The organism is Desulfurivibrio alkaliphilus AHT 2 (assembly GCF_000092205.1).
Lineage (GTDB): Bacteria > Desulfobacterota > Desulfobulbia > Desulfobulbales > Desulfurivibrionaceae > Desulfurivibrio > Desulfurivibrio alkaliphilus.
In genome coordinates, this window is sequence record NC_014216.1 from 1255275 (window position 1) to 1275057 (window position 19783).

14 protein-coding genes and 1 tRNA gene are annotated in these 19783 nt (G+C 60.6%); 8 read left to right on the plus strand and 7 right to left on the minus strand.

Translation table 11 applies throughout. The features are described from left to right. Positions 1–47: 47 nt before the first annotated feature. On the minus strand, positions 48–2540 hold the full coding sequence (locus DAAHT2_RS13835; protein ID WP_013163279.1) for a pentapeptide repeat-containing protein: 2493 nt from the start codon (positions 2538–2540) through the stop codon (positions 48–50). Positions 2541–2811: 271 nt separating this feature from the next. Here DAAHT2_RS13835 and DAAHT2_RS05370 point away from each other — a divergent pair, with 271 nt between their 5' ends. Beyond that, positions 2812–5667 carry a transglycosylase domain-containing protein gene (locus DAAHT2_RS05370; RefSeq protein WP_013163280.1) on the plus strand — a complete coding sequence of 952 codons (2856 nt, stop codon included), beginning with the start codon at positions 2812–2814 and terminating at the stop codon, positions 5665–5667. A 26-nt stretch (positions 5668–5693) separates the two neighbouring features. Continuing rightward, positions 5694–6254 carry an SEC-C metal-binding domain-containing protein gene (locus DAAHT2_RS15045; RefSeq protein WP_013163281.1) on the plus strand — a complete coding sequence of 187 codons (561 nt, stop codon included), beginning with the start codon at positions 5694–5696 and terminating at the stop codon, positions 6252–6254. On the opposite strand, the gene DAAHT2_RS05380 is transcribed toward DAAHT2_RS15045, so the two are convergent. The 3 genes from DAAHT2_RS05380 to DAAHT2_RS05390 all read right to left on the minus strand — a co-directional run bounded on the left by DAAHT2_RS05380 (position 6232) and on the right by DAAHT2_RS05390 (position 10201). Continuing rightward, a complete protein-coding gene (locus tag DAAHT2_RS05380; protein ID WP_013163282.1) occupies positions 6232–7419 on the minus strand; it encodes a TonB-dependent receptor in 1188 nt (395 codons plus the stop codon). The two genes, DAAHT2_RS15045 and DAAHT2_RS05380, sit on opposite strands and share 23 nt — an antisense overlap. Before the next feature lie 84 nt (positions 7420–7503). Further along, positions 7504–9453, minus strand: a complete 1950-nt coding sequence (locus DAAHT2_RS05385) for a BCCT family transporter (protein ID WP_049824443.1) — start codon at positions 9451–9453, stop codon at positions 7504–7506. Between the two features lie 196 nt (positions 9454–9649). Next, a complete protein-coding gene (locus tag DAAHT2_RS05390; RefSeq protein ID WP_013163284.1) occupies positions 9650–10201 on the minus strand; it encodes a YqgE/AlgH family protein in 552 nt (183 codons plus the stop codon). Positions 10202–10631: 430 nt separating this feature from the next. Here DAAHT2_RS05390 and glgB point away from each other — a divergent pair, with 430 nt between their 5' ends. The 6 genes from glgB (at position 10632) to DAAHT2_RS05420 (ending at position 16946) form a co-directional block, all read left to right on the plus strand. Continuing rightward, on the plus strand, positions 10632–12836 hold the full coding sequence (gene glgB / locus DAAHT2_RS05395; protein ID WP_013163285.1) for a 1,4-alpha-glucan branching protein GlgB: 2205 nt from the start codon (positions 10632–10634) through the stop codon (positions 12834–12836). Further along, a complete protein-coding gene (locus DAAHT2_RS05400; RefSeq protein WP_013163286.1) occupies positions 12833–13039 on the plus strand; it encodes a hypothetical protein in 207 nt (68 codons plus the stop codon). The genes glgB and DAAHT2_RS05400 overlap by 4 nt, the downstream gene beginning before the upstream one ends. Positions 13040–13081: 42 nt before the next feature. Continuing rightward, positions 13082–13921 (plus strand): 4-hydroxy-3-methylbut-2-enyl diphosphate reductase, encoded by an 840-nt coding sequence (gene ispH / locus DAAHT2_RS05405; RefSeq protein ID WP_013163287.1) that lies wholly within the window; start codon positions 13082–13084, stop codon positions 13919–13921. 213 nt (positions 13922–14134) lie between these two features. After that, positions 14135–15328 carry a signal recognition particle-docking protein FtsY gene (gene ftsY, locus DAAHT2_RS05410; protein ID WP_013163288.1) on the plus strand — a complete coding sequence of 398 codons (1194 nt, stop codon included), beginning with the start codon at positions 14135–14137 and terminating at the stop codon, positions 15326–15328. Continuing rightward, positions 15325–16173, plus strand: coding sequence for a J domain-containing protein (locus DAAHT2_RS15205; RefSeq protein WP_013163289.1), 849 nt, complete (start codon positions 15325–15327; stop codon positions 16171–16173). The genes ftsY and DAAHT2_RS15205 overlap by 4 nt, the downstream gene beginning before the upstream one ends. Before the next feature lie 53 nt (positions 16174–16226). Then, on the plus strand, positions 16227–16946 hold the full coding sequence (locus tag DAAHT2_RS05420) for a VTT domain-containing protein (protein WP_013163290.1): 720 nt from the start codon (positions 16227–16229) through the stop codon (positions 16944–16946). 120 nt (positions 16947–17066) lie between these two features. Here DAAHT2_RS05420 and DAAHT2_RS05425 read toward each other — a convergent pair. The 3 genes from DAAHT2_RS05425 to malQ form a co-directional block, all read right to left on the minus strand. Continuing rightward, a tRNA-Glu gene (locus tag DAAHT2_RS05425) sits at positions 17067–17142 on the minus strand. A 50-nt stretch (positions 17143–17192) separates the two neighbouring features. After that, entirely contained in the window at positions 17193–17771 is a 579-nt protein-coding gene (locus DAAHT2_RS05430; protein WP_013163291.1) for a flavodoxin family protein, read from the minus strand. 171 nt (positions 17772–17942) lie between these two features. Further along, the gene (malQ, locus tag DAAHT2_RS05435) at positions 17943–19502 is read right to left on the minus strand and encodes a 4-alpha-glucanotransferase (protein WP_013163292.1); all 1560 of its coding nucleotides are present in this window, start codon (positions 19500–19502) and stop codon (positions 17943–17945) included. Positions 19503–19783 lie beyond the last annotated feature (281 nt).

The window sequence follows — 19783 nt, forward strand, 5'->3', positions numbered from 1 at the left end:
GATGTGCCAAGGGATAAGCGATCACGAGGTTTGCGTGATCGCTCACACTAAGATCGGCGGCCGGCAGGTGGGGTCACCGTCAGTTCCTGCTCGCTGATGGCCCGCTCCTGGTAGTAGAAGCGGAGTTTCCAGAGACCGTTGACGTTGTTCGCCTCGGGGGGGATGGTATGCGAAATCAGTTGGCGGCGGCCGTTGTGCACCGTCTGCCGCTGGCTGGCCACCTGGCGGCCGTCGGGACCGAACCAGCGGATTTCCAACTCCAGCGGGCTATCGGCGGGGATGAAATTTACCGCAAACAGGGCCCCGAAGGTAACCCCCGGCCGGCCGGGGATGCTGTCCGGGGCCGAGGCAAACAACTGGCGGCGCAACAGGGCCGCCTCGATATTGCTGGACTCACCGATCACCCTTCCCAGTTCGCTCATCCCCTGGTACTGCTCGGCAATCATCCCGGCCCCTTCAATATCCACCCCCCAGATCTTCACCGGCCGTCCATCATCACCACCGGTCGCTTCTTCTTCCAGCATCAGGGCCGCCAATGTGGCCGACTGCTCGGGCCGTGAATCATCACCGGCCTTGGGCTCGTACCCCTGGGCCTGATCCAGCATTCTTGCTTTGTCGAGATTTTTAACATTGAACAGGCTGGCCCGGGTGAGGTTGGCCTCGGCAAAGACGGCCCGGTTGAAATCGGCGTCATTGAGGCTGGCGCCGCTTAAAATCGCCCCGGAAAGATCGGCGTCGGTGAGATTGACCCAGCGCAGATCGGACCGGCTGAGGTTGGCCCGGGCGAGATTAGCCTGGCGCAGATCGGCATTGCTCAGGTCGGCATCGGCCAGGTCGGCATCCCGCAAGTTGGCGTTGACCAGGTTGGCGTTGCGCAAGTCGTAACGGATCATCCGGCCGCCCAGGGAAACGGCGCTGCGCAGGCTCTGCAGTACCGAGGCCCCGGCTCCCAGGTTGACCCCGGTAAGATTGGCCTCCCGCAGGTCGGTATTGCTCAGGTCGGCATCCACGATGGTGGCCCAGGAGAGGTCGGCCCGGTTCAAAGAGGCATGGCTCAATCGCACCCGCCGGAGATTAGCCTCGCGAAGCACCGCCCCGGTGACAATGGCATTGCTGAGATCAGCCCCATGCAGGTCGGCCTTCTGCAAAGAGGCGTTGGTCAGGTTACCCCGGATCATCGAGACCCGGGAAGTCAGGTCGGCCCCATCCAGGTTGGCATTGGTCAGGTTGGCCTCCAGCAGCTTGGCCCCGGCCATTATTGCTTCACTGAACACCGCGGCGGTGAGGTTGGCCCCGGTGAAATCGGCCTGGCTGAAATCCGCTTGCTGGGCCGCCACCCGGGTCAAATTGGCGGCCCGAAAATCGGCATTTCTGGCCACCGCCGACAGCAGCCGGGCCCCATGGAGGGTACCGCCGGCAAATACCGCCTTGTCCAGCCGGGCACCGGCCAGATCGGCGGCACTGAGATCGGCCTCCAGCAGGCTGGCGTCGGTGAGATCCACCCCACGTAAATCGGCCCCATAAAGGTTGCTCCCGGCTAGATTAGCTTTGACCATCTTTACTCCGGCCAGGGCCAGCCGGCTTAAATCGGCCCCCTCTAAAACTGCTCCGGCCAGGTTGGCCTGCTGAAAAACCCCGCCGGTAAGATCGGTGCCGCTGAAAATAGCCCTGGAAAGATCGGCGCCGCTGAAATTGGCCTGCCGCAATGTGGCCTCGCGAAAATCGGCCCGGCGGGCGTCAGCATGGCGGAAATCGCTTTCGCTGAACAATACCTGCCGCAAATCCGCCTGCCGCAAGCGGGCCTGGCTGAAATTGGCCCGGGAAAGATCGGCCCGGCGCAGGTCCGCCCCACCCAAATCGGCCAAAGCCAGGCTGGCTCGCGCCAGGTTGGCGTCCACCAGCTTGGCCTCCCGCAAGTCTGCCTCGCTGAGGTCGGCGTGCATCAAGTCCGCCCGGCTGAAATCAGCACCACGCAAGTTGGCCCCTTGCAGGTTAACCCCATGCAGACGGCTATCGGCAAAGTTCACGCCCCGCAGATCCAGCCCGGCCAGGTTCAGGGTGCTGAGGTCTTTCCCCTGCAGATTGCGATCTCCAGCCAGGGCCTGTTGCACCTGGCCCATGGCGATCTGTTCCCGGGCCTCGAGGTCATCCAGCACCGCCGGGGCCGCGGGTGGGGCCGGAATCATCATGGTGGCAAAGGGGAGCCTGGAGGCCAGCGGTTGCTTGCCGCCCTCCCCCATCAGATAACCGGCCAGGGCCGCAGCGCCCACCAGCAGCAGAATCCCGGCCACCGTAACCCCGCGCCCGGGGCGCAACCATGGCCGCCGGTGAGCCGGTCGTCCCGCTTTGGCCTGCTTCACCGCCTGCACCGGAGCTGCAGCCTGGACCTGCCCTTTGGTTTTGCACTGCGGGCAGGGAACGGTTTTACCGGCATGACGCCCGGCCACCTCCCGCCTGAAATCACAGGCCGGGCAGTGGAAAACCGCCGGCGGCTCCGCCGCCGCCCCTTCCGGGTTCTGTTTGGTAACTGGTTGTTTCATCGCCCCACACTTATTTGCTACCAGATCTGTAACTCAAACAAAGATATTATTGTACCTGCGGCTGCCGCCACCTGCCATAGCATATCGGCATTCCCCGGCGGCACCTGAGAACTTTTCCGCCAATTATCCCCCTTTTGTTTTGCCTGGCATCACCCGGGTCGGTTATATTCACCCCCGGGCGGCAACTTGCCGACAAGTTAGTAATCGTTCAGCCGCACCATTAAATAATCCGTACCTGCAACCTGAACAGGCTTACCGGCAGATCGTTATCGTGAGCAGCCCCAAAGATCAAAAAACCACCGACCAGGCAACCGGCACCGCCAAACAATCTGCGGCCGCCGGCCGGCAGGACTCGCGCCGGCGTGACCCCCGGGAACAGGCCCTCAAATACAAGGCCTTCAAACACACCTTTTCCGAGGACGCCATCCGCCGCGGTTTAAGCGACAAGGCCCTGGACAAAAAATTGCGTCGCAGCAACAGCCTGGTGGAACGCTACCGGCATTACCTGGAGTTGCGCCAGCAGGCCGGGCTTGTCAACCTGGCCTACCCCTGGCGCAACCCCTTCAACTGGCTGATGTTCGCCACTTTTTTCTGGCTGCCGCGCGTGCTGCGCTGGGGGGTGCTGACCCTGCTGGCTTTGCTGGCCATCAATTACATCCCAGGCCCCACTCAGCATATTGTGGAAATCCTGGCCGCCCGGGCCGTCTACGACACCGCTCCCATCGCCCGTCTGCCCGCCAGCCTGGAAAGCTATGCCCATTCGGCCCGGATTGTCGACCGCCAGGGCAATACCATCAAGTCTTACGGGCGGCGCCAGGTTACCCTGGAGGTGCCGGAACCGGCCAGAAAAGCGATCCTGGCCTGTGAAGACCACTACTTCCTGCCCCACGATGCTTATCCCTGGTATGTTAATGCCTTCCTGATTCACCCCGGGGTAAGTTGGTTCAACATGGCCGGTGCCGTCCGCGACACCCTGCGCGGCACCCCCCGCGGGGCCAGCACCGTGGTCATGCAGAACGCCAAAAAGATTCTGGGCAATACCCAGCGGACGGTGGCCAACAAGCTGGAGGAGATCATCCTGGCCTACATGATGGTGGCCCGTTTCGGCAAAGAGCAGAACCTGGATTTTTATATCAACACCGTGCCGGTGGGGGCCAATATTTACGGCCTGCCGGCGGCCGCCGAGAGCTATTTCCGCAAAGACCTGGAGGAACTTAACTACCAGCAACTGGTGGCCATCGGCGCTTTCATTCCCAACCACTTCCGCCAGGTCGCCTTTTACCGGATCGTCAACGGGCGGAATTTCGACGAGCTGGACCCCAACCTGGCCGGCCATGCCCGGGCCGCCATCAACAAGGTCAACCTGGCCCTTGCTCATCTCCACCGCCTGGGGGAGATCAGTGAGCGCGAATACCGGCAGTGGCGCTTGCACGACGAGGAATCGATCCGCAACATCGGCTTCCGCGACTTTCGCTCACCCTTGTACGGCGAAGAGGAGTGGACCTCGTGGAACGTTATCCGGGAAGTAACCTCACGGAGCTACCGGATCAACGGCCGCGAAGTCAGCGGCAGCCAACTGCTGCTGGACCAGCCGGGCGATGTGGTCATCGAAACCGCCATCGACCTTAACCTTACGGAAAACGCCAAAAAGATCATTGACGACTTTCTAAACTCGCCTGAATATCGCAATGTCCTGCGCCGCAGCAACCGCAATCTGTGGCGGCGGGAACTGGCACGCTACGACCACCTGCCCCGCCAGGCCCCTTTCGAAGATTTTGCCGGCTTTATGGAGCAGCTTGAACGGCACCTTAATGTCGGCGTCATCGCCGTCAATCAGCACGGAGAAATAGTCTCTTACGTGGGCGGCAAGGAGTTTGGCGGCGCCGAGGGGGCCGCCAACCTGATCGCCGCCGAAACGGACAATACCGACGGAACCGATGGCCAGGCCGCCTCCCCGCCCCGCCCGGTGATCATCGACCTGATGAACCGCCGGGCCACCGTAACGCCATCCTCCACCATCAAGCCGGTGGTGGGTTACTACGCCATGGTGGCCGCCGATGTTAAACCGGAGCACACCTTTGCCGACGAGCCGGTGGAGTTCAAGTACATGGAGGAAGAAGGGCGGCAGATCTGGCTGCCCCGCAACTGGTACGACTACGACCAGCGCGGCAGCGGCAACAACCGTTATCGCGGCCGGCAATACAGCCTGACCGAGGCCCAGGTGCTGTCGGTAAATACCATCTTCGCCCGGCTCTACACCAACCGCCTGGTGCAAAACGCCATGCTCAGCGCCTTCGACCGCCTCGGCCTGGAGTACAACCGGGAAGATGCCCGCTACTGGCCCTTCGGCATCGGCGCCACCGACCTGCCGGTGCAACAGTGGCTGGCGGTTTACAACGCCTTTCTGGACGGCTTTTACCGGGAACCGACCTTTGTCAGCCGAATCACGGTCAACGACCGGGTGATCTACCAGCGAGCCGAAGACCCGGCCTTGCGCCCCCTGCCGCTTTTCGATGCCCGGCGGGAGCGGGAGGCCAGCCTGAAAATTTTACATGAAGTGGTCAGCCGGGGCACCGGCGTAGCCATGCGGGACAACTTCCCTTACTTCCGCAACCTGGTTTCCGGCAAAACCGGCACCGCCCCCCAGGGGCGCTCCTCGCTGTTTGTCAGCCACTTCAACCCGCAGCGGGACCGCGGCCGTTACCAGGATGAAACCCTGACCATGATGGTGCTTTTCACCACCAATACCGGCGGCTTTAAAAGTGTGGGAATGTCCAGCGAAGGCCCGGTTAAAGTGGCCGGCGAGATTTACAACCACCTTTTTCAGCAACGCCTGCAAGAGATGATGGACCGCAAAATCGACCAGGCCCGCCAGGACAACGCCCATTTTCGCAACAACCACGTCTACTGGGCCAACGTCAACCGGTACCTGGACACGCTGCTTAACGACCGTTGCCCGGACAGCCGCCACCATATCCATGAATACGTGGTGGGAGTTGACGGCTTTGCCGAGGCGGTGGAACAGATCCTGAGCCCCAACAACCAGATTTATACCGGCCGGGACGAAATTTTCAACGCTCTGGTCCGCTACTATTGCGACCAGGAACGCATAATCCGTATCGACTAACCGAAATAAAAAGGAGAGCGGCAACCATGGCTAAAATAGGACGCAACGACCCCTGCCCTTGCGGCAGCGGCAAGAAATTCAAAAAATGCTGCCTGGAAAAACAGCGCCTGGCAGGGCGCACCCCGGCCGCGGCCAGCCAGCCGCCGTCACTGACCGGCGAGATCAAGACCCTGCAGGAAGCCGCCGCGGGCCGGCAGGTGCTCTTTAAAACCCTGGGGGTTTTTGTGCTCTTCACCACCCAACCGGGTGATGCCTGGGTGCTGGAGGTTACCGAGATGGACGCAGTGCAGGTGGCCCGAGAAGGCGAAGCCATCGCGGTGGAAATCGAGGAGACCCCCGAGACCCTGGAGATCAACTGGACCCACCGCTTCCAGCTTACCGACAAAGGCCGGAAGCTGGAGCTGGAAAGTTATGCCGATCAGGGCACGAGCACCATTCCCCAGTGCCCCACCCAGCAGATCCGGGCCGCCGTGAAAAAGATCAAGTCCCGGCTCTCGCCGGAGTTGCTGGAGTCGATCCACCTGCAGCAACAGCAGGAAGAAGAAAATGCGCTGAGGCGAGGGGTTAAAAGTAGTAGCCGAAGTTGATATTGAAGCGATACTCCCACTTATCGTCGGGGTTGGCCCCGAAGCGCTCCCAGCCGGAGGTGTTGCCGACAAAGTCGTTACCGTTGGAGTAGGCCAGATCGGTGTAGCTGTACCAGTTGCCGCGGGCCCAGGCCGCTCCGATGACCAGCATTTCGCTGTCGTTGAAGCCGCTCTCGGTCTTCATCAGCGAGCTGTACTCAATGTAGGGCAGCAGGTAATCCAGCCAGTCCAGGCCCGGGGTTTCCAGGTAATAGCTTAACGATACCGCCGGAATCCAGGCCTCGGCCGCTACTTCCGTGGTGTAGTCGTGGGCGCCCATTTTCACCAGGGTATCGGTGCCCAGGGGCTGATCTTCGTCCACATCATATTTGTAGTAGGTCAACTGGGTGGCCAGGGTCCAGTTCTGCCATTTGGTCACCACGTGCAACGAGCCGGCGTAATGATCGCCATCGCTTTGCGGGCCGTTGCTCTTCAACTGGCCGTACTGGGCTGAGGCGCCAAGGTCCAGGGCCACCCCGGCGGCGGTGGTTAAGTGATAAATACCGCGGATATTGAACTGGTTGCGCTCCTCATAGCCATCCCCGCTGGTATCGACCACGTCGTAGGAGTAACGGGCGGCCTTGGTATTGCTGCCGGCGTAAGCCCCTTCATCGGCATAATAGTAGGCGACATCAAGGGTCCAGTTATCGAAGGGCCGGGTGTATTTGACCCCCAGGTCCATATCGTCGGCCAGCCCCACGTAGTAGTGCTGGTCGAACATCCAGCTCTGGGACACCCCGTAGGGACCGGGGCCGAAGGGCACCCGGTTGACCCCCACCTGCAGTTGCGCATCATCCGGGAAGTTGTAACCCAGCCAACCGGTGTGGAGAAAGTGATAGCCGTCGTAGAAACGGTACTCGACCTTGCCCACCCATTGATCCTGGGCGTAATCCAGGTTGAGCCGGAAGGTGTCCAGGGTAAAGTTGCCGCCATCCCCTTCCGCCCGGGAGGGGGAACCGATTTCCGGCTCATAGTCGCCGATGGTGTAGTTAACCCGCATGGCGCCGCCCAAGGTGAGCGGGCCGAGTTCAATGGAGGCGGCAACCGGGGTCGGCAGCAGCAGCCCCGCGGTCAGCAGGCCGGCGGTCAGCAGGCTGCCGCCGGTTTTGGCAAAAATTATCCGCATGGTTGTTTTCTCCCCTGTGGTTATGTTCATGTCTGTTTTCCTGGCTGGGTACCCCGTAATCGCTTCCCCTTCTGCAACGGGCCGCTAGCGCACCGCCTGGAGAAAATGGACATGCCGTTCGTACTGCTCAAGCACGTCACTGATCACATAATCCTTGCTCCAGCCCATGATGTCGTAATCCTGCCCCCCTTCCAGCAGATGAACCTCGGCCCGGTAATACTTCAGGGCCTCCGCCCGGCTGGCACGGGTGTCGCGCATGACCAGGGTGGGTGCTTCATAGGGGCGGGGGCGCACCGAATACAGGAAGTCGACATCATCTTCGGCGGCATGTCGCACCTCGACCCAGACCCGGCCGTCCTCGCCTTCTTCCACCCGGGCGTCAAGCTGCTGCCGGCGAAACTCATCGGCCACCTCATGCAGCGCCGGCTTGACCACCGTCTCGAGAAACTCCCTGACCTCCCTTTTGCTGGGCTGATGGATCAGGGTCCGCAGCCGCTGTTTCCAACTCAGCGCCGCATGGGGTCCCCGGGGCATCACCCGGGCTTCGCGCAGGCTGACCCTTTTAACCCCCTCGATCTGCAGGGCCCGCAACAGCCCCCAGCACATCAGGATCATGATTACCGTAAAAGGCAGGGCGCTGGCGATGGTGGCGGTCTGCAGGGCCGCCAGGCCACCGGCCAGCAGCAGCGCCGCAGCCACCACCCCTTCCACCAGGGCCCAGAAAATCCGCTGCCAGGTGTGCGATTCATCCGCCCCGCCGGAAGTCAGGATATCCACCACCAGTGAGCCGGAGTCCGACGAGGTGACAAAAAAGGTGATGACCAGCAGGGTGGCAATTAAGGCGGTGATGGATGAAAGGGGCAGGTGCTCGAAGAATTGAAAGAGCGCCACCGAGGTATCCGCCGCCACCGCCTCGGAGAGGGCGGCAAGCCCCTGGATCATGATCATGTGCAGGGCGGTATCGCCGAAAAAGGTCATCCACATGAAGGTAAAACCCACCGGCACCAGCAACACCCCGACCACAAACTCCCGGATGGTGCGCCCCCTGGAAACCCGGGCGATGAACATGCCGACAAAGGGGGCCCAGGCAATCCACCAGCCCCAGTAAAACAGGGTCCAGCCGCCGATCCAGTCGGTGGGCTCATAGGCATACAGGTTGAAGGTCATTTCAAACAGCGAGGATATATACATCCCGGTGTTCTGGACCATGGTCTGGAGCAGAAAAACCGTGGGCCCGGCCACCAGTACAAAGGCCAGCAGGGCGGCGGCCAGGATCATGTTGAGCAGAGAAAGGCGGCGAATGCCGGCGTCCAGCCCCAGGGCCACCGAGACAGTGGCAATGGCGGTGATCACCGCAATCAGGATCACCTGCACCCCCACCGTGCTGGGCACCGAAAAGAGATAGTTCAAACCCGAGTTGATCTGGATCACCCCGAAGCCAAGGGAGGTGGCCACCCCGAAAATGGTCCCCAGCACCGCAAAAATATCCACCGCGTGGCCGATGGGGCCGTAAATCCGCTCGCCGATCAACGGGTAAAAAGCCGAGCGGATGGTCAGGGGCAGGCCCTGGCGGAAGGAAAAGTAGGCCAGCGACAGGGCCACCACCGCGTAAATGGCCCAGGCATGAACCCCCCAGTGAAAAAAGGTGATCCGCATGGACTGCTTGGCCGCCTCGGCGGTTTCCGCATCGCCCACCGGTGGGCTGACGTAGTGCATTACCGGTTCCGCCACCCCGAAAAACATCAGCCCGATCCCCATCCCGGCGGAAAAGAGCATGGCAAACCAGGACCAGTAGCTGTAATCGGGCTCGCTGTGGTCACTGCCCAGCTTTACCCGGCCATGCCCGGAAACCGCCAGGCCGACGACAAAGACCAAAAAACCGGCCACCGCCAGTACGTAAAACCAGCCGGCGGACTCGATAATCCAGCTCTGGGTGGCATCAAACAGGGTCCCGGCGGTTTCGGTGGCCACCATGGCGAAGGTGACGAAGGTCACCGTAAGCACGGCGGACAGAATAAAAACCGGAGGGTTCATCTGAATCCAGGAACTGCGCTGGGCGTTACCGGCTTGCTCTTCCACGCTCTCTCCTTCTGCGGCTCGAAATTGAGCCAACATAAAGCAATAGTGATATTTTACAGGTAAAAATCGGCCCTACCCTAACATGCTCAGCCAAGCCAGCAAGAATAATTTTTCGGGCAAACTTTTTGGGGAAGAAAATCTATGGGCTGTCTCAGGCAGAGCCGCTGACACTGCCGAACAGGCCGATATCAACGCCGTGCGCCAGCGCTGCCTGCCGCCATTTACGGTGGTCGGGGGTGGCAAAGATGATTTCGTCGAGGGCCGGCAGCACCAGCCAGCCGTCAACACTCAGTTCGGCCTCCAACTGCCCCGGCCCCCAGCCGGCATAACCCAGGGTGACCAGATAATGCTGCGGCCCATCGCCGGCGGCCAGGTCGTAAAACAAGCGCGGGTCTCGGGTCAGGGAGATGGTGGAACTTACCCGCAGCTGATTGCCGATTTGATAATCGACGGAATAGATCACAAAAACATGGCTGGTTTCCACCGGCCCGCCCAGGTAAACCGGCCCCAGCGGACTGCTGGGCAGGGGAATCTCGGCGTTGCGGAAGATATCCTCCAGTTGCACATCTTTAAGCGGCTGGTTGATGATCAGCCCCATGGCCCCTTCATCGTTGTGGGCGCAAAGATAAATCACCGTTTCCATGAAACGGGGATCGGACATCTGGGGGGTGGCAATTAAAAACTGACCTTGCAGGCTGTCCACGGTTGCAATACCCCTGGGTGGAATAACAACGGTACAACCCGGCCGCATGACCGGATAATGTAAGCGATCACGGGGCACCCCACCTTGCGGCGATCAGCCCGGCTTGAGTACCCGGTGGTGTACGCTGCGCCGGTCTGCTTGCCGCAATCTGGGGCACCCCGTGACCGCTTACTCCTTGGAAGATCGTCAGGCATGGGGTGTCCCGTGATCAGTTACGGATAATTCACGCTACTGCTGTAGCTTGAGCCTACCTGATGGGTCTGGCAAAATCAATTGCAAAAAGCAGCGGGGCCAGGCAGTTGCAAGCCATTGGTGTTTGCACCGGACATCTCATGATCTTTGCTTGTCAGCCCCGGCCAACCTGTGCTACAACAAACAGGCGTCCAGCCGTAAATTCACCAATATTACAATTTAAACCGAGCCAACCCCCATGACCCATCCCTTGTCTTCCGATTTCGAGCGGATCATCAACTCCGACCACCACGACCCCTTTCAAGTCCTGGGCTTTCACCTGCAAGACGGCGAGCTGCCCGCAGCGGTGGTGCGCTGCTTTCAACCCGCCGCCAGCCAGGTTTTTCTGCTGATCCAGGGAGAACGCCGGGAGATGTACAAGGTCCGCGATGAAGGCATTTTTGAATTCAGCCTGCCCGGCTGCCGGGAATTTTTCCCCTACCGGCTGGAGGCCCACTACCCCGACGGTGCCAGCCACCAGTTCGAGGATCCTTACCGTTTCTGGCCGCAGTTGAGCGACTTCGACCGTTATCTGCTCAACAACGGCACCCACTACCAGCTTTACGACAAGCTGGGGGCGCACCCGGTCACCATCGACGGCATCAACGGCACCATTTTCCGTGTCTGGGCCCCCAACGCCCGCCGAATCAGCGTGCTGGGCAATTTCAACTTCTGGGACGGCCGCCTGCACCAAATGCGGGTGCTGGGCGGTTCGGGGATCTGGGAGCTTTTTATCCCGGAAGTCGGGGCCGGCGAGCCTTACAAGTTTGAAATTCGCACCCAGCAGGGCGACATCCTGGAAAAAGCCGATCCTTGCCAGTTTTTCAGCGAGATTCGCCCCAAGAGTGCGTCGGTGGTATGGGACACCGGCAATTTCCAGTGGAGCGACGATGAATGGCTGGCCAAGCGCCGGGAAAGCTCCAGCTACCGCCAGCCCCTGTCCATTTACGAGATGCACCTGGGCTCCTGGCGCCGGGACCCGGCGGACCCTTCCCGCTTTCTCTCCTACCGGGAAATCGCCGATGTCCTGATCCCTTATCTGCTGGAGATGGGCTTTACCCACGTGGAGTTTCTACCGGTGGCCGAGCATCCCCTGGATGAATCCTGGGGCTACCAGGTAATCGGCTTTTACGCGGTGACCAGCCGTTTCGGCACTCCGGACGATTTCGCCTACCTGGTCAACGAATGTCACCGCCACGGGATCGGGGTGATCCTGGACTGGGTACCCTCCCACTTCCCCACCGACGGTCACGGGTTGAGCCGCTTTGACGGCACCTGCCTCTACGAACATGAAGACCCCCGCAAAGGAGCCCACCAGGAATGGGGCACCCTGGTGTTCAACTACAGCCGGGCCGAGGTGGCCAATTTCATGATCGCCAACGCCCTGTTCTGGCTTGAACGTTACCACATCGACGGCCTGCGGGTGGATGCGGTGGCCTCCATGCTTTACCTGGATTACGGCCGCCAGGAGGGAGAATGGCTGCCCAACGAATATGGCGGCCGGGAAAACATCGAGGCCATCGAATTCCTCAAGCACCTCAACAGCATCGTTTACGACCGGCACCCGGATATTATGATGATCGCCGAGGAGTCCACCAGCTATTTCGGGGTTTCCAAGCCCACCGACTGTGGCGGGCTGGGGTTTGGCTACAAGTGGAACATGGGCTGGATGAACGACACCTTGAGTTTCTTCCAGTATGACTCCCTGTTTCGCAAATACCACCATAGCGCCCTGACCTTTTCCCTGCTCTATGCCTTCAGTGAAAATTTTATCCTGCCGTTGTCTCACGACGAGGTGGTCCACGGCAAGCGCTCCCTGCTCAACAAGATGCCCGGCGACAACTGGCAGAAATTTGCCAACCTGCGCCTGCTGCTCTTTTTCCTCTGGACCCATCCCGGCAAGAAACTACTGTTCATGGGCGGTGAGTTTGGTCAACTGTCCGAGTGGTACTGCAAGGTCAGCCTGGACTGGCACCTGTTGGAGGAAGGGGAAAAACACCGTCAGTTACAGCATTTTGTCCGGGACTTGAACCATTTTTACCGCCGCAACCCGGCCCTGTGGGACGACGACTTCTCGCCGGCGGGTTTTCAGTGGCTGGATTTCAACGATGTCGACAATTCCATCATCAGTTTTGCCCGTTTCACCGAAAACCGGGAAAAATTTGTGATCTGCCTGCTGAACTTCACCCCCCAGGTGCATTATAATTACAAGCTTGGCGTTCCCCGGGGCGGCCGGTACCGGGAGGTTTTCAACTCGGACCTGGCCGCAGCGGGCGGCAGCGGGGTAAGCAACCCGGAACCGCTGGAGAGTATCAACGAACCCTGCGGCCAGGCCCCTGAACATCTGCTGGTTAAAGTGCCGCCGCTGGGAGGCGTCATCTTTAAACTGGAGGAAGACCCATGAGCGATGGCCAAAGCGTTCAGCCCCCGGGAGAAAAAATGCGACGCGCCCTGGCCTGGGTCGGCGAATGCCTGGCCGACGAGCCCCAGCGTAATCGCCTTACTCTTCTGCGCGAGGCGGAGATCCGTTTCGATCTGTCACCGGCGGAGTGCGAGTTTCTGGACCAGAACTTCGGCTGCCGCCGCCGCAGTCAACATCACGGCTAACCATAAACTGGAAGCAGGCTATTACATTTTGGAGGAACCGGAATGAAAGTTATTCTGGCCCAACACGCCGGATTTTGCATGGGAGTCCGGCGGGCCGTGGAAACCACCCTGAAACTGGTGGACCTGCGGCAAGGGCCCATCGCCACATACGGGCCGCTGATCCACAACCCCCAGGTGCTGGAGATGCTCGAGGAAAAAGGCGTTAAGGTGCTGGAAGAAGTACCCGCCGACACCACCGGCACGGTGGTAATCCGGGCGCACGGGGTGCCGCCGGAGCGTAAACACCGCCTGGAAGCAAGCGGGGTGGTGGTGGAAGACGCCACCTGCCCCCGGGTGGTCAAGGTACAGGCAATTATCGACAAGTACCAGAAAGAAGGCTATACTACGGTGATTGTCGGCGACCGGGATCACGCCGAAGTGGAGGGCCTGATGGGGCATGCCGGGGCGGCGGGGCTGGTGGTCAGCCGACTGACCGATCTCGACGAATTGCAACTTGCCCCCCCTTACATCGTCGTCAGCCAGACCACCCAGGACGAAGAACTCTTCCGGGAGATCACCGATGAGATCCTTAAACGCTTTCCCGGCGGCAAAGTGTTCAATACCATCTGCGATTCCACCCACAAGCGCCAGGACGAGGTCCGGGAGATGTGCCGGGAAATCGATGCGCTGGTGGTGGTGGGCGGCCGTAACAGCGCCAACACCAAGCGCCTGGCGGAAATTGCCCACGGCCTTAACTGCCCGGTCTTTCTGGTGGAAACAGAAGACGAACTGGAGCCCGACAAGCTGAAAAAATTCCACTGTGTGGGGGTAACCGCCGGGGCCTCGACCCCGGCCTGGATCATTCGCCAAGTAGTGGCAGCCCTAGAGTCAATTCCTGGGTAAGCGCTCAGCAGCACCGCATCTTCGGGCGATCAGCCAGGCTTACGTACAGGGGTACGCTGCGCCTGGCTGCTTGCCCGAACCTGCGGCACTGCTGAACGCTTACCCTATCTTTGCCTCGCTGATCAGTTTCGTTGCTCTCACGGTTTTTTGTGACCGTTAGGTTACGGTGCTGAAGCACAGTCGTTTCAAGCAAGCTACAAGGAAACAACACCAATGCTGAGCTGGTTTAAGAAAAAATTGGGGCGCGGGGAGGAGGAACCGACTCCCACCGCCCCGCCATTGGTTGAACAGACCACTGAAGAGTGGCCGGCGCCGGAAGAAGAGGCGGTGCAGCCGTCGGCCGCCGCCGTTGAACGCGCTGAACCCGCGCCAACCGAGGCGCCGGCCGCGGCAGCCGAGCCGCCGCCGGCGGCCGCCAACGGCTTTTTCAACCGGCTGCGGCAGGGACTGAGCCGGACCCGGGAAAACCTGGTCAGCCGCATGGATGAGCTGTTCCTGGGGAAAAAGGTCATCGATGCCGAGCTGTTTGATGAGCTGGAAGAGATCCTGATCACCGCCGATCTCGGGACCGCCACCACCCACGAGTTGTTGGAACGGGCCCGGGAGCAAGTCAAACGGGATCAGTTGAGCGACCCCAAGGCCCTGGAGGGAATCCTCCAGCAACTGTTGCAGGATTACCTGGTGCAGGCCGACCGCCCCGCCGAACTGGTGATGCCGGCCAGCGGCCCCTTTGTCATCATGGTCCTGGGGGTCAACGGGGTGGGCAAAACCACCACCATCGGCAAACTGGCCTACAAGTTCAAACAAGCCGGCCAACAGGTACTGCTGGTGGCCGCCGACACCTTCCGCGCCGCCGCCATTGAACAACTGCAGGCCTGGGGGCAGCGGGTGGACGCCGAAGTGATCGCCCAGCAGCAGGGGGCCGACCCCTCCTCGGTGATCTACGACGCCTTCGATTACGCCCGGCCCCGGAATTTCGACGTGATCATCGTCGACACCGCCGGCCGGCTGCACACCAAAGTAAATTTAATGGAAGAGTTACGCAAAATCAAACGGGTAATGAACCAGAAGATCCCCGGCGCCCCCCACGAGGTGATGCTGGTCATCGACGCCACCACCGGCCAGAACGGCATCTCTCAGGCGCGATTGTTTCACGAGGCGGTGGAGGTCAGCGGTATTGCCTTAACCAAGCTGGACGGCACCTCCCGGGGGGGGATCGTGGTCAATATCTGCCGGGAGTTCAAGATCCCCATCCGCTTTGTCGGTATCGGCGAGCAAATGGAAGATTTGCGCGACTTCGAACCTCGAGAGTTTGTCAAGGCCCTGTTTACCAGGGGACAGGACGATAATGACCAGTCCCATCCCCCCACCTCCGGGGCTCAGGCAGGCACCCCCGCCCAATCATGATTGTCTATCGCCGCCCCACCAGTGGGCCCGGTTGCGGCGGCTGCCTGCTGCTGCTGATCCTGCTTTTGTTGCTGCTGGGCGGCGCCCCGCTGCTGCTCAACATCGTCGGCGCCCTGTTACTGGGCCTGGGGATTGTGGTGCTGGGCGCCATCGGTGCCCTGTGGGCCTTTACCTGGTACGTCCGCCGCAAGGTTAGGCTTTACGAGCAGTCTCAAACGGAAAGCCACAACCTTTTTGTTTATCTGCTGGTCCATATTCTGGTGCGAATCGCCCAGTTGGACGGCGAAGTCAGCCGGGCGGAGACCGCAGCCATCAGCGATTTTTTCCGGGTTCACCTCCATTACAACCACCAGCAGATGCTCTGGGTCAAGGGACTGGTCAAAGAGGCCATGGCCTCACAGTTGACCCTGGATGACCTGCTAAATGAATTCCGCCGCCGCTTTGGCTATGAACCCCGGCTGATCCTGCTGGAGTTGATCTACCGGGTGATGTACGTCAAGGAGGTCTCACCGCGGGAATTGCAGACCCTGCAGCAAATTGCCGACTTCCTGGCCATCAACCCCTATGACCACCAGGCCATCCGGGCCCGCTACCAGGCGGGAGCCGGCCGAGCCGCCGGCACTCGCCCCGCCGCCGACCAGGAAGCTCGTTATTACCATACCCTGGGCCTGGAGCCCGGGGCCGACTTCGAACAGGTGAAAAGCGCCTACCGCAACCTGAGCAAGCAGTATCACCCGGACAAGGTCAACCATCTGGGGGAAGAATTCAGGAAGGTGGCGGAAGAGAAGATGAAGGAGATCAACCAGGCTTACCAGTATCTCAAAACCCGGCAGGAACAGGGCTGAGGCATGGTGCTGCAACAGCCGCTGGGGGCAGGCCGCGGCCGGGGGGCGGCGGCATGAGCTTTTTTGCCAGACTCACCAACCGCACCGCCTTCGGCCATCTGCGGGCAAACCGCAACTTTCTGCTGCTGCTGATCTTTTTTGCGGTTCTCCCCCTTACCGTATCTTCGCTGTTTATCTATTTCGCCCAGGCCAATCAACACCTGCTGACAACCCAGACCATGCCGGCGCTGCTGATTTTTCACCTGGCAGCCATCCCGGCCATGGCCCTGGCCTTGACCCCCACCACTTTCGTCGCCATAGTCAGCGGTTACTTCTTCTCCTGGTACGGGCTGGCAGGCCTTCTGCTGTCTTATCCGCTGGCCGCCTTGCTCGGCCTGAGGCTGGGCGGCGCGGCCAAAGCGCTGGTACTGAGCGAGGACTTCTACCTCAACCCCAAAATCCAGCAATTTCTTGAACAGATCCGCCGGGACGAGTTCACCATGATTATCTTTACCCGCCTGTCGCCGGTGCTCCCCTTTGCCATGACCAACGTGGCCCTTTCGGTCCTGAAACTGGGCCTGACCTCCTTCATGCTCGGCACCATGATCGGCATGCTGCCGCGAACCCTGATCTTCTTCATGCTGGGCCGAGACGCCCCGGAAATCTGGGCCTTTGCCCAAAACCCCTCCCTGGAGGGGTTGCACCGGCTGATCCCCCTGCTGCTGATCATCACCTCCACCGTCGGCCTGCTGTGGATCGCCCAGAGGACCCTGACCCGGATGAACAGCCAGTAAAAAAACACAGGGGCCTTTTCAGCCAATAACACCGGCCCCTTGTTGGATATAAAGTTGGATATCTGTTTGGAAAAGAAAAAAGGGACTCAGCCTGAACCAGGCTAAATCCCTGTTTTTACTTGGTGACCCCTACGGGACTCGAACCCGTGTTACCGGCGTGAGAGGCCGGCGTCCTAGACCGCTAGACGAAGGGGCCAGATAATGGAAGCCGTCCTTTTACCTGATCGGCGCGGCGGCTGTCAAGGTTTATTCTTGCACCAGGGCGTAACCAAACTTGGTGGCCCGTTGCAGGCTTTCCGGCTGTTGCACCGCATCGCCGGGAGCGTCCAGCCCCCGCACCAATAATTCGCCGCCGTGGGCAAACCCCATGGCATCGAAGGCGTACTTGGCGGTGAGAATGGCGCCTTCAAAGACCCGGGGCCCCTTGGTGGCGGCCACCGCCAGCAGCAGGCCCCGACGCTGCGGCGCCTGCGGGCCCCGCTCCAGCCCCAGACGACCACGGTTCCACAAGGCCTGGCTGCGATCCACCAGGGCCTTGGTCTGGGCAGTGAGGCCGTAAAAGTAAATGGGCGAGGCCAGCACCAGCCGGTCGGCCGCCATAATTCGGGGGTAAAGAGCTGCCATATCGTCTTCGATGATACACTCCCCGGTCTCGTCACAAGCCCCGCAAGCCGTGCAGGGCTGAATATCCAAATCACAGACCCGGATGGTAACCATTTCGCCCCCGGCGCCAACCACTCCTTCCTCCAAGGCGGCCAGCATGGCGGCGGTATTGCCCCCGAGCCGCGGGCTGCCGTTGAAGGCCAGCACTTTAAGTTTGCTCATTATCTTCTCCCTGCTCCATTTTTTCCGTAAACGATCACGGGGCACCCCACCTTGCGGCGATCAGCCCGGCTTGAGTACCCGGTGTACGCTGCGCCGGTCTGCTTGCCGCAATCTGGGGTGCCCCGTGACCGTTTACTCCTTGGATTATCGTTACGCATGGGTATCCCGCGATCAGTTACTTTTTTCCTGGTCGTTTAATGGCGGCGGTAGCCGGTTGTAAAAGCCGGTCTCCTCCCGCAGCTCAGCCGCCACCTCGGCGGTAAGAAAACGGCTCGCCACCCGCCAGCGCCAGTTGCCCTCGGCGGTACCGGGAACGTTCATCCGGCAGTCACTGCCGAAACCCAGCACATCCTGGAGGGGAATAATCACCACCGCACCCACCGAAGAGAGGGCCAGGCGGATAAAATCCCGGTGCACCGGCCGACCGTCCCGGCTGTTGGCATAGCGCAAAAAGCGCTCTTTGGCCGTCTCGCTGACCTGGTCGCTCAGATACCAGCCCAGGGAGGTGTCGTTGTCGTGGGTGCCGGTATAGACCACACAGTTGGGACCGGCGTAGTTATGGGGCAGGTAGGCGTTGGTTTCATCGGAATCGAAGGCAAACTGCAGCACCTTCATCCCGGGAAACCCCAGCCGGTCACGCAACTCCTCCACCTCCGGGGTGATCAGCCCCAGATCCTCGGCGATAATCGGCAACTTGCCCAGGCTTATTTCCATTTTACGAAAAAACTCCCGCCCCGGGCCGGCCACCCACTGGCCCCGAACCGCGTCGGGCTCCTCGGCGGGAACCTGCCAGAAGGCCTCAAAACCCCGAAAATGGTCAATCCGGACAATATCGGCCTGCGCGAACTGGTGGGCGAATCGCCTCTGCCACCATCGATGCAGGCTCTTTTGCACCGTCGCCCCTCCTCCGTGCCAGCGAAATAGCGGATTGCCCCAGCGCTGGCCGGTGGCACTGAAATAATCCGGCGGCACCCCGGCCACATGGGTGGGCCGGTGGGTTTTGGGGTCCAGCAGGAAACATTCCGGCCAGGCCCACACCTCGGCACTGTCCAGGGCCACGTAGATGGGCAGGTCACCGATCAAACTAATCCCGCGGGCCGCCGCATGGGCGTGCAGTTGTTGCCACTGGCGGTAAAAGATAAACTGGACGAATTCGTGATAGTCGATTCGGGCCGCCAACCGCCGCCGCTGTTCCGCCAGGGCCGCCGGTTCCCGTCGCGCCAGAGGCTCGGGCCAGTCATACCAGGGCAGGCCCTGTTGCTCTTCGTGGATACTGATGAACAGAGCGTAATCCGCCAGCCAGGGATGACCGGCCTTAAATTCAGCCAGTTGCCCGGCCAACTCACTTTCCTGCGACTGCCGCTCAAAGAGGGCAAAAGCCTCGGCCAGCACCTGCTCCTTGAAGGCGCGCACTTGAGCAAAATCCACCAGGTACTCGGAAAACTCCGGGGCCGAGCGCAGCGACTCATCGCCAAGCAGGCCCTCTTCCCGCAGCCCTTCAAGGCTGATCAGCAAGTTGTTACCGGCAAAGGCGGAAAGCCCCATGTACGGCGAATTATCCAGGCCGGGGCTGGTGGGACACAGCGGCAGAAACTGCCAGTAGCTCTGCCCGGCGGCGGCCAGAAAGTCCACAAAGGCATGGGCCTGGGGGCCCAGTTCGCCGATCCCGTAAGGGCCCGGCAGGGAGGTTATGTGCAGCAGAACACCACTTCCACGGTGGAAATCCGTCAAAACACCGCTCCTGGCAACAAAGGGATAATGGTCGGCGTCGCAAAAAACCACGCCGCCGACCGGGCACCCTTTGTAACTAGTTGTTCTCGCGTTACCGACCAACCAGTTTGGTGGTTTTTTGCGAGGCTATCATTATGCTGGGTCCAGCACTCATTGGAAATAAAATCGTTACACTGGGAGATGGACCCATGATAAAATGACTTTGCAACGTTTGACAGCATACCATCGAACAAGATATCAGTCCAAGATGAATATCCACACTGTTCCACCAAACTGCAATT

What these genes read in the sequence shown, in the direction of transcription:
- DAAHT2_RS15205 (WP_013163289.1), top strand. Translation starts at nt 15,325, where the DNA reads ATGATTGTCTATCGCCGCCCCACCAGTGGGCCCGGTTGCGGCGGCTGC.
- DAAHT2_RS05380 (WP_013163282.1), bottom strand. Translation starts at nt 7,419, where the DNA reads ATGCGGATAATTTTTGCCAAAACCGGCGGCAGCCTGCTGACCGCCGGC.
- DAAHT2_RS05400 (WP_013163286.1), top strand. Translation starts at nt 12,833, where the DNA reads ATGAGCGATGGCCAAAGCGTTCAGCCCCCGGGAGAAAAAATGCGACGC.
- DAAHT2_RS05430 (WP_013163291.1), bottom strand. Translation starts at nt 17,771, where the DNA reads ATGAGCAAACTTAAAGTGCTGGCCTTCAACGGCAGCCCGCGGCTCGGG.
- ispH (WP_013163287.1), top strand. Translation starts at nt 13,082, where the DNA reads ATGAAAGTTATTCTGGCCCAACACGCCGGATTTTGCATGGGAGTCCGG.
- ftsY (WP_013163288.1), top strand. Translation starts at nt 14,135, where the DNA reads ATGCTGAGCTGGTTTAAGAAAAAATTGGGGCGCGGGGAGGAGGAACCG.
- DAAHT2_RS15045 (WP_013163281.1), top strand. Translation starts at nt 5,694, where the DNA reads ATGGCTAAAATAGGACGCAACGACCCCTGCCCTTGCGGCAGCGGCAAG.
- DAAHT2_RS13835 (WP_013163279.1), bottom strand. Translation starts at nt 2,540, where the DNA reads ATGAAACAACCAGTTACCAAACAGAACCCGGAAGGGGCGGCGGCGGAG.
- DAAHT2_RS05420 (WP_013163290.1), top strand. Translation starts at nt 16,227, where the DNA reads ATGAGCTTTTTTGCCAGACTCACCAACCGCACCGCCTTCGGCCATCTG.
- glgB (WP_013163285.1), top strand. Translation starts at nt 10,632, where the DNA reads ATGACCCATCCCTTGTCTTCCGATTTCGAGCGGATCATCAACTCCGAC.
- DAAHT2_RS05385 (WP_049824443.1), bottom strand. Translation starts at nt 9,453, where the DNA reads ATGAACCCTCCGGTTTTTATTCTGTCCGCCGTGCTTACGGTGACCTTC.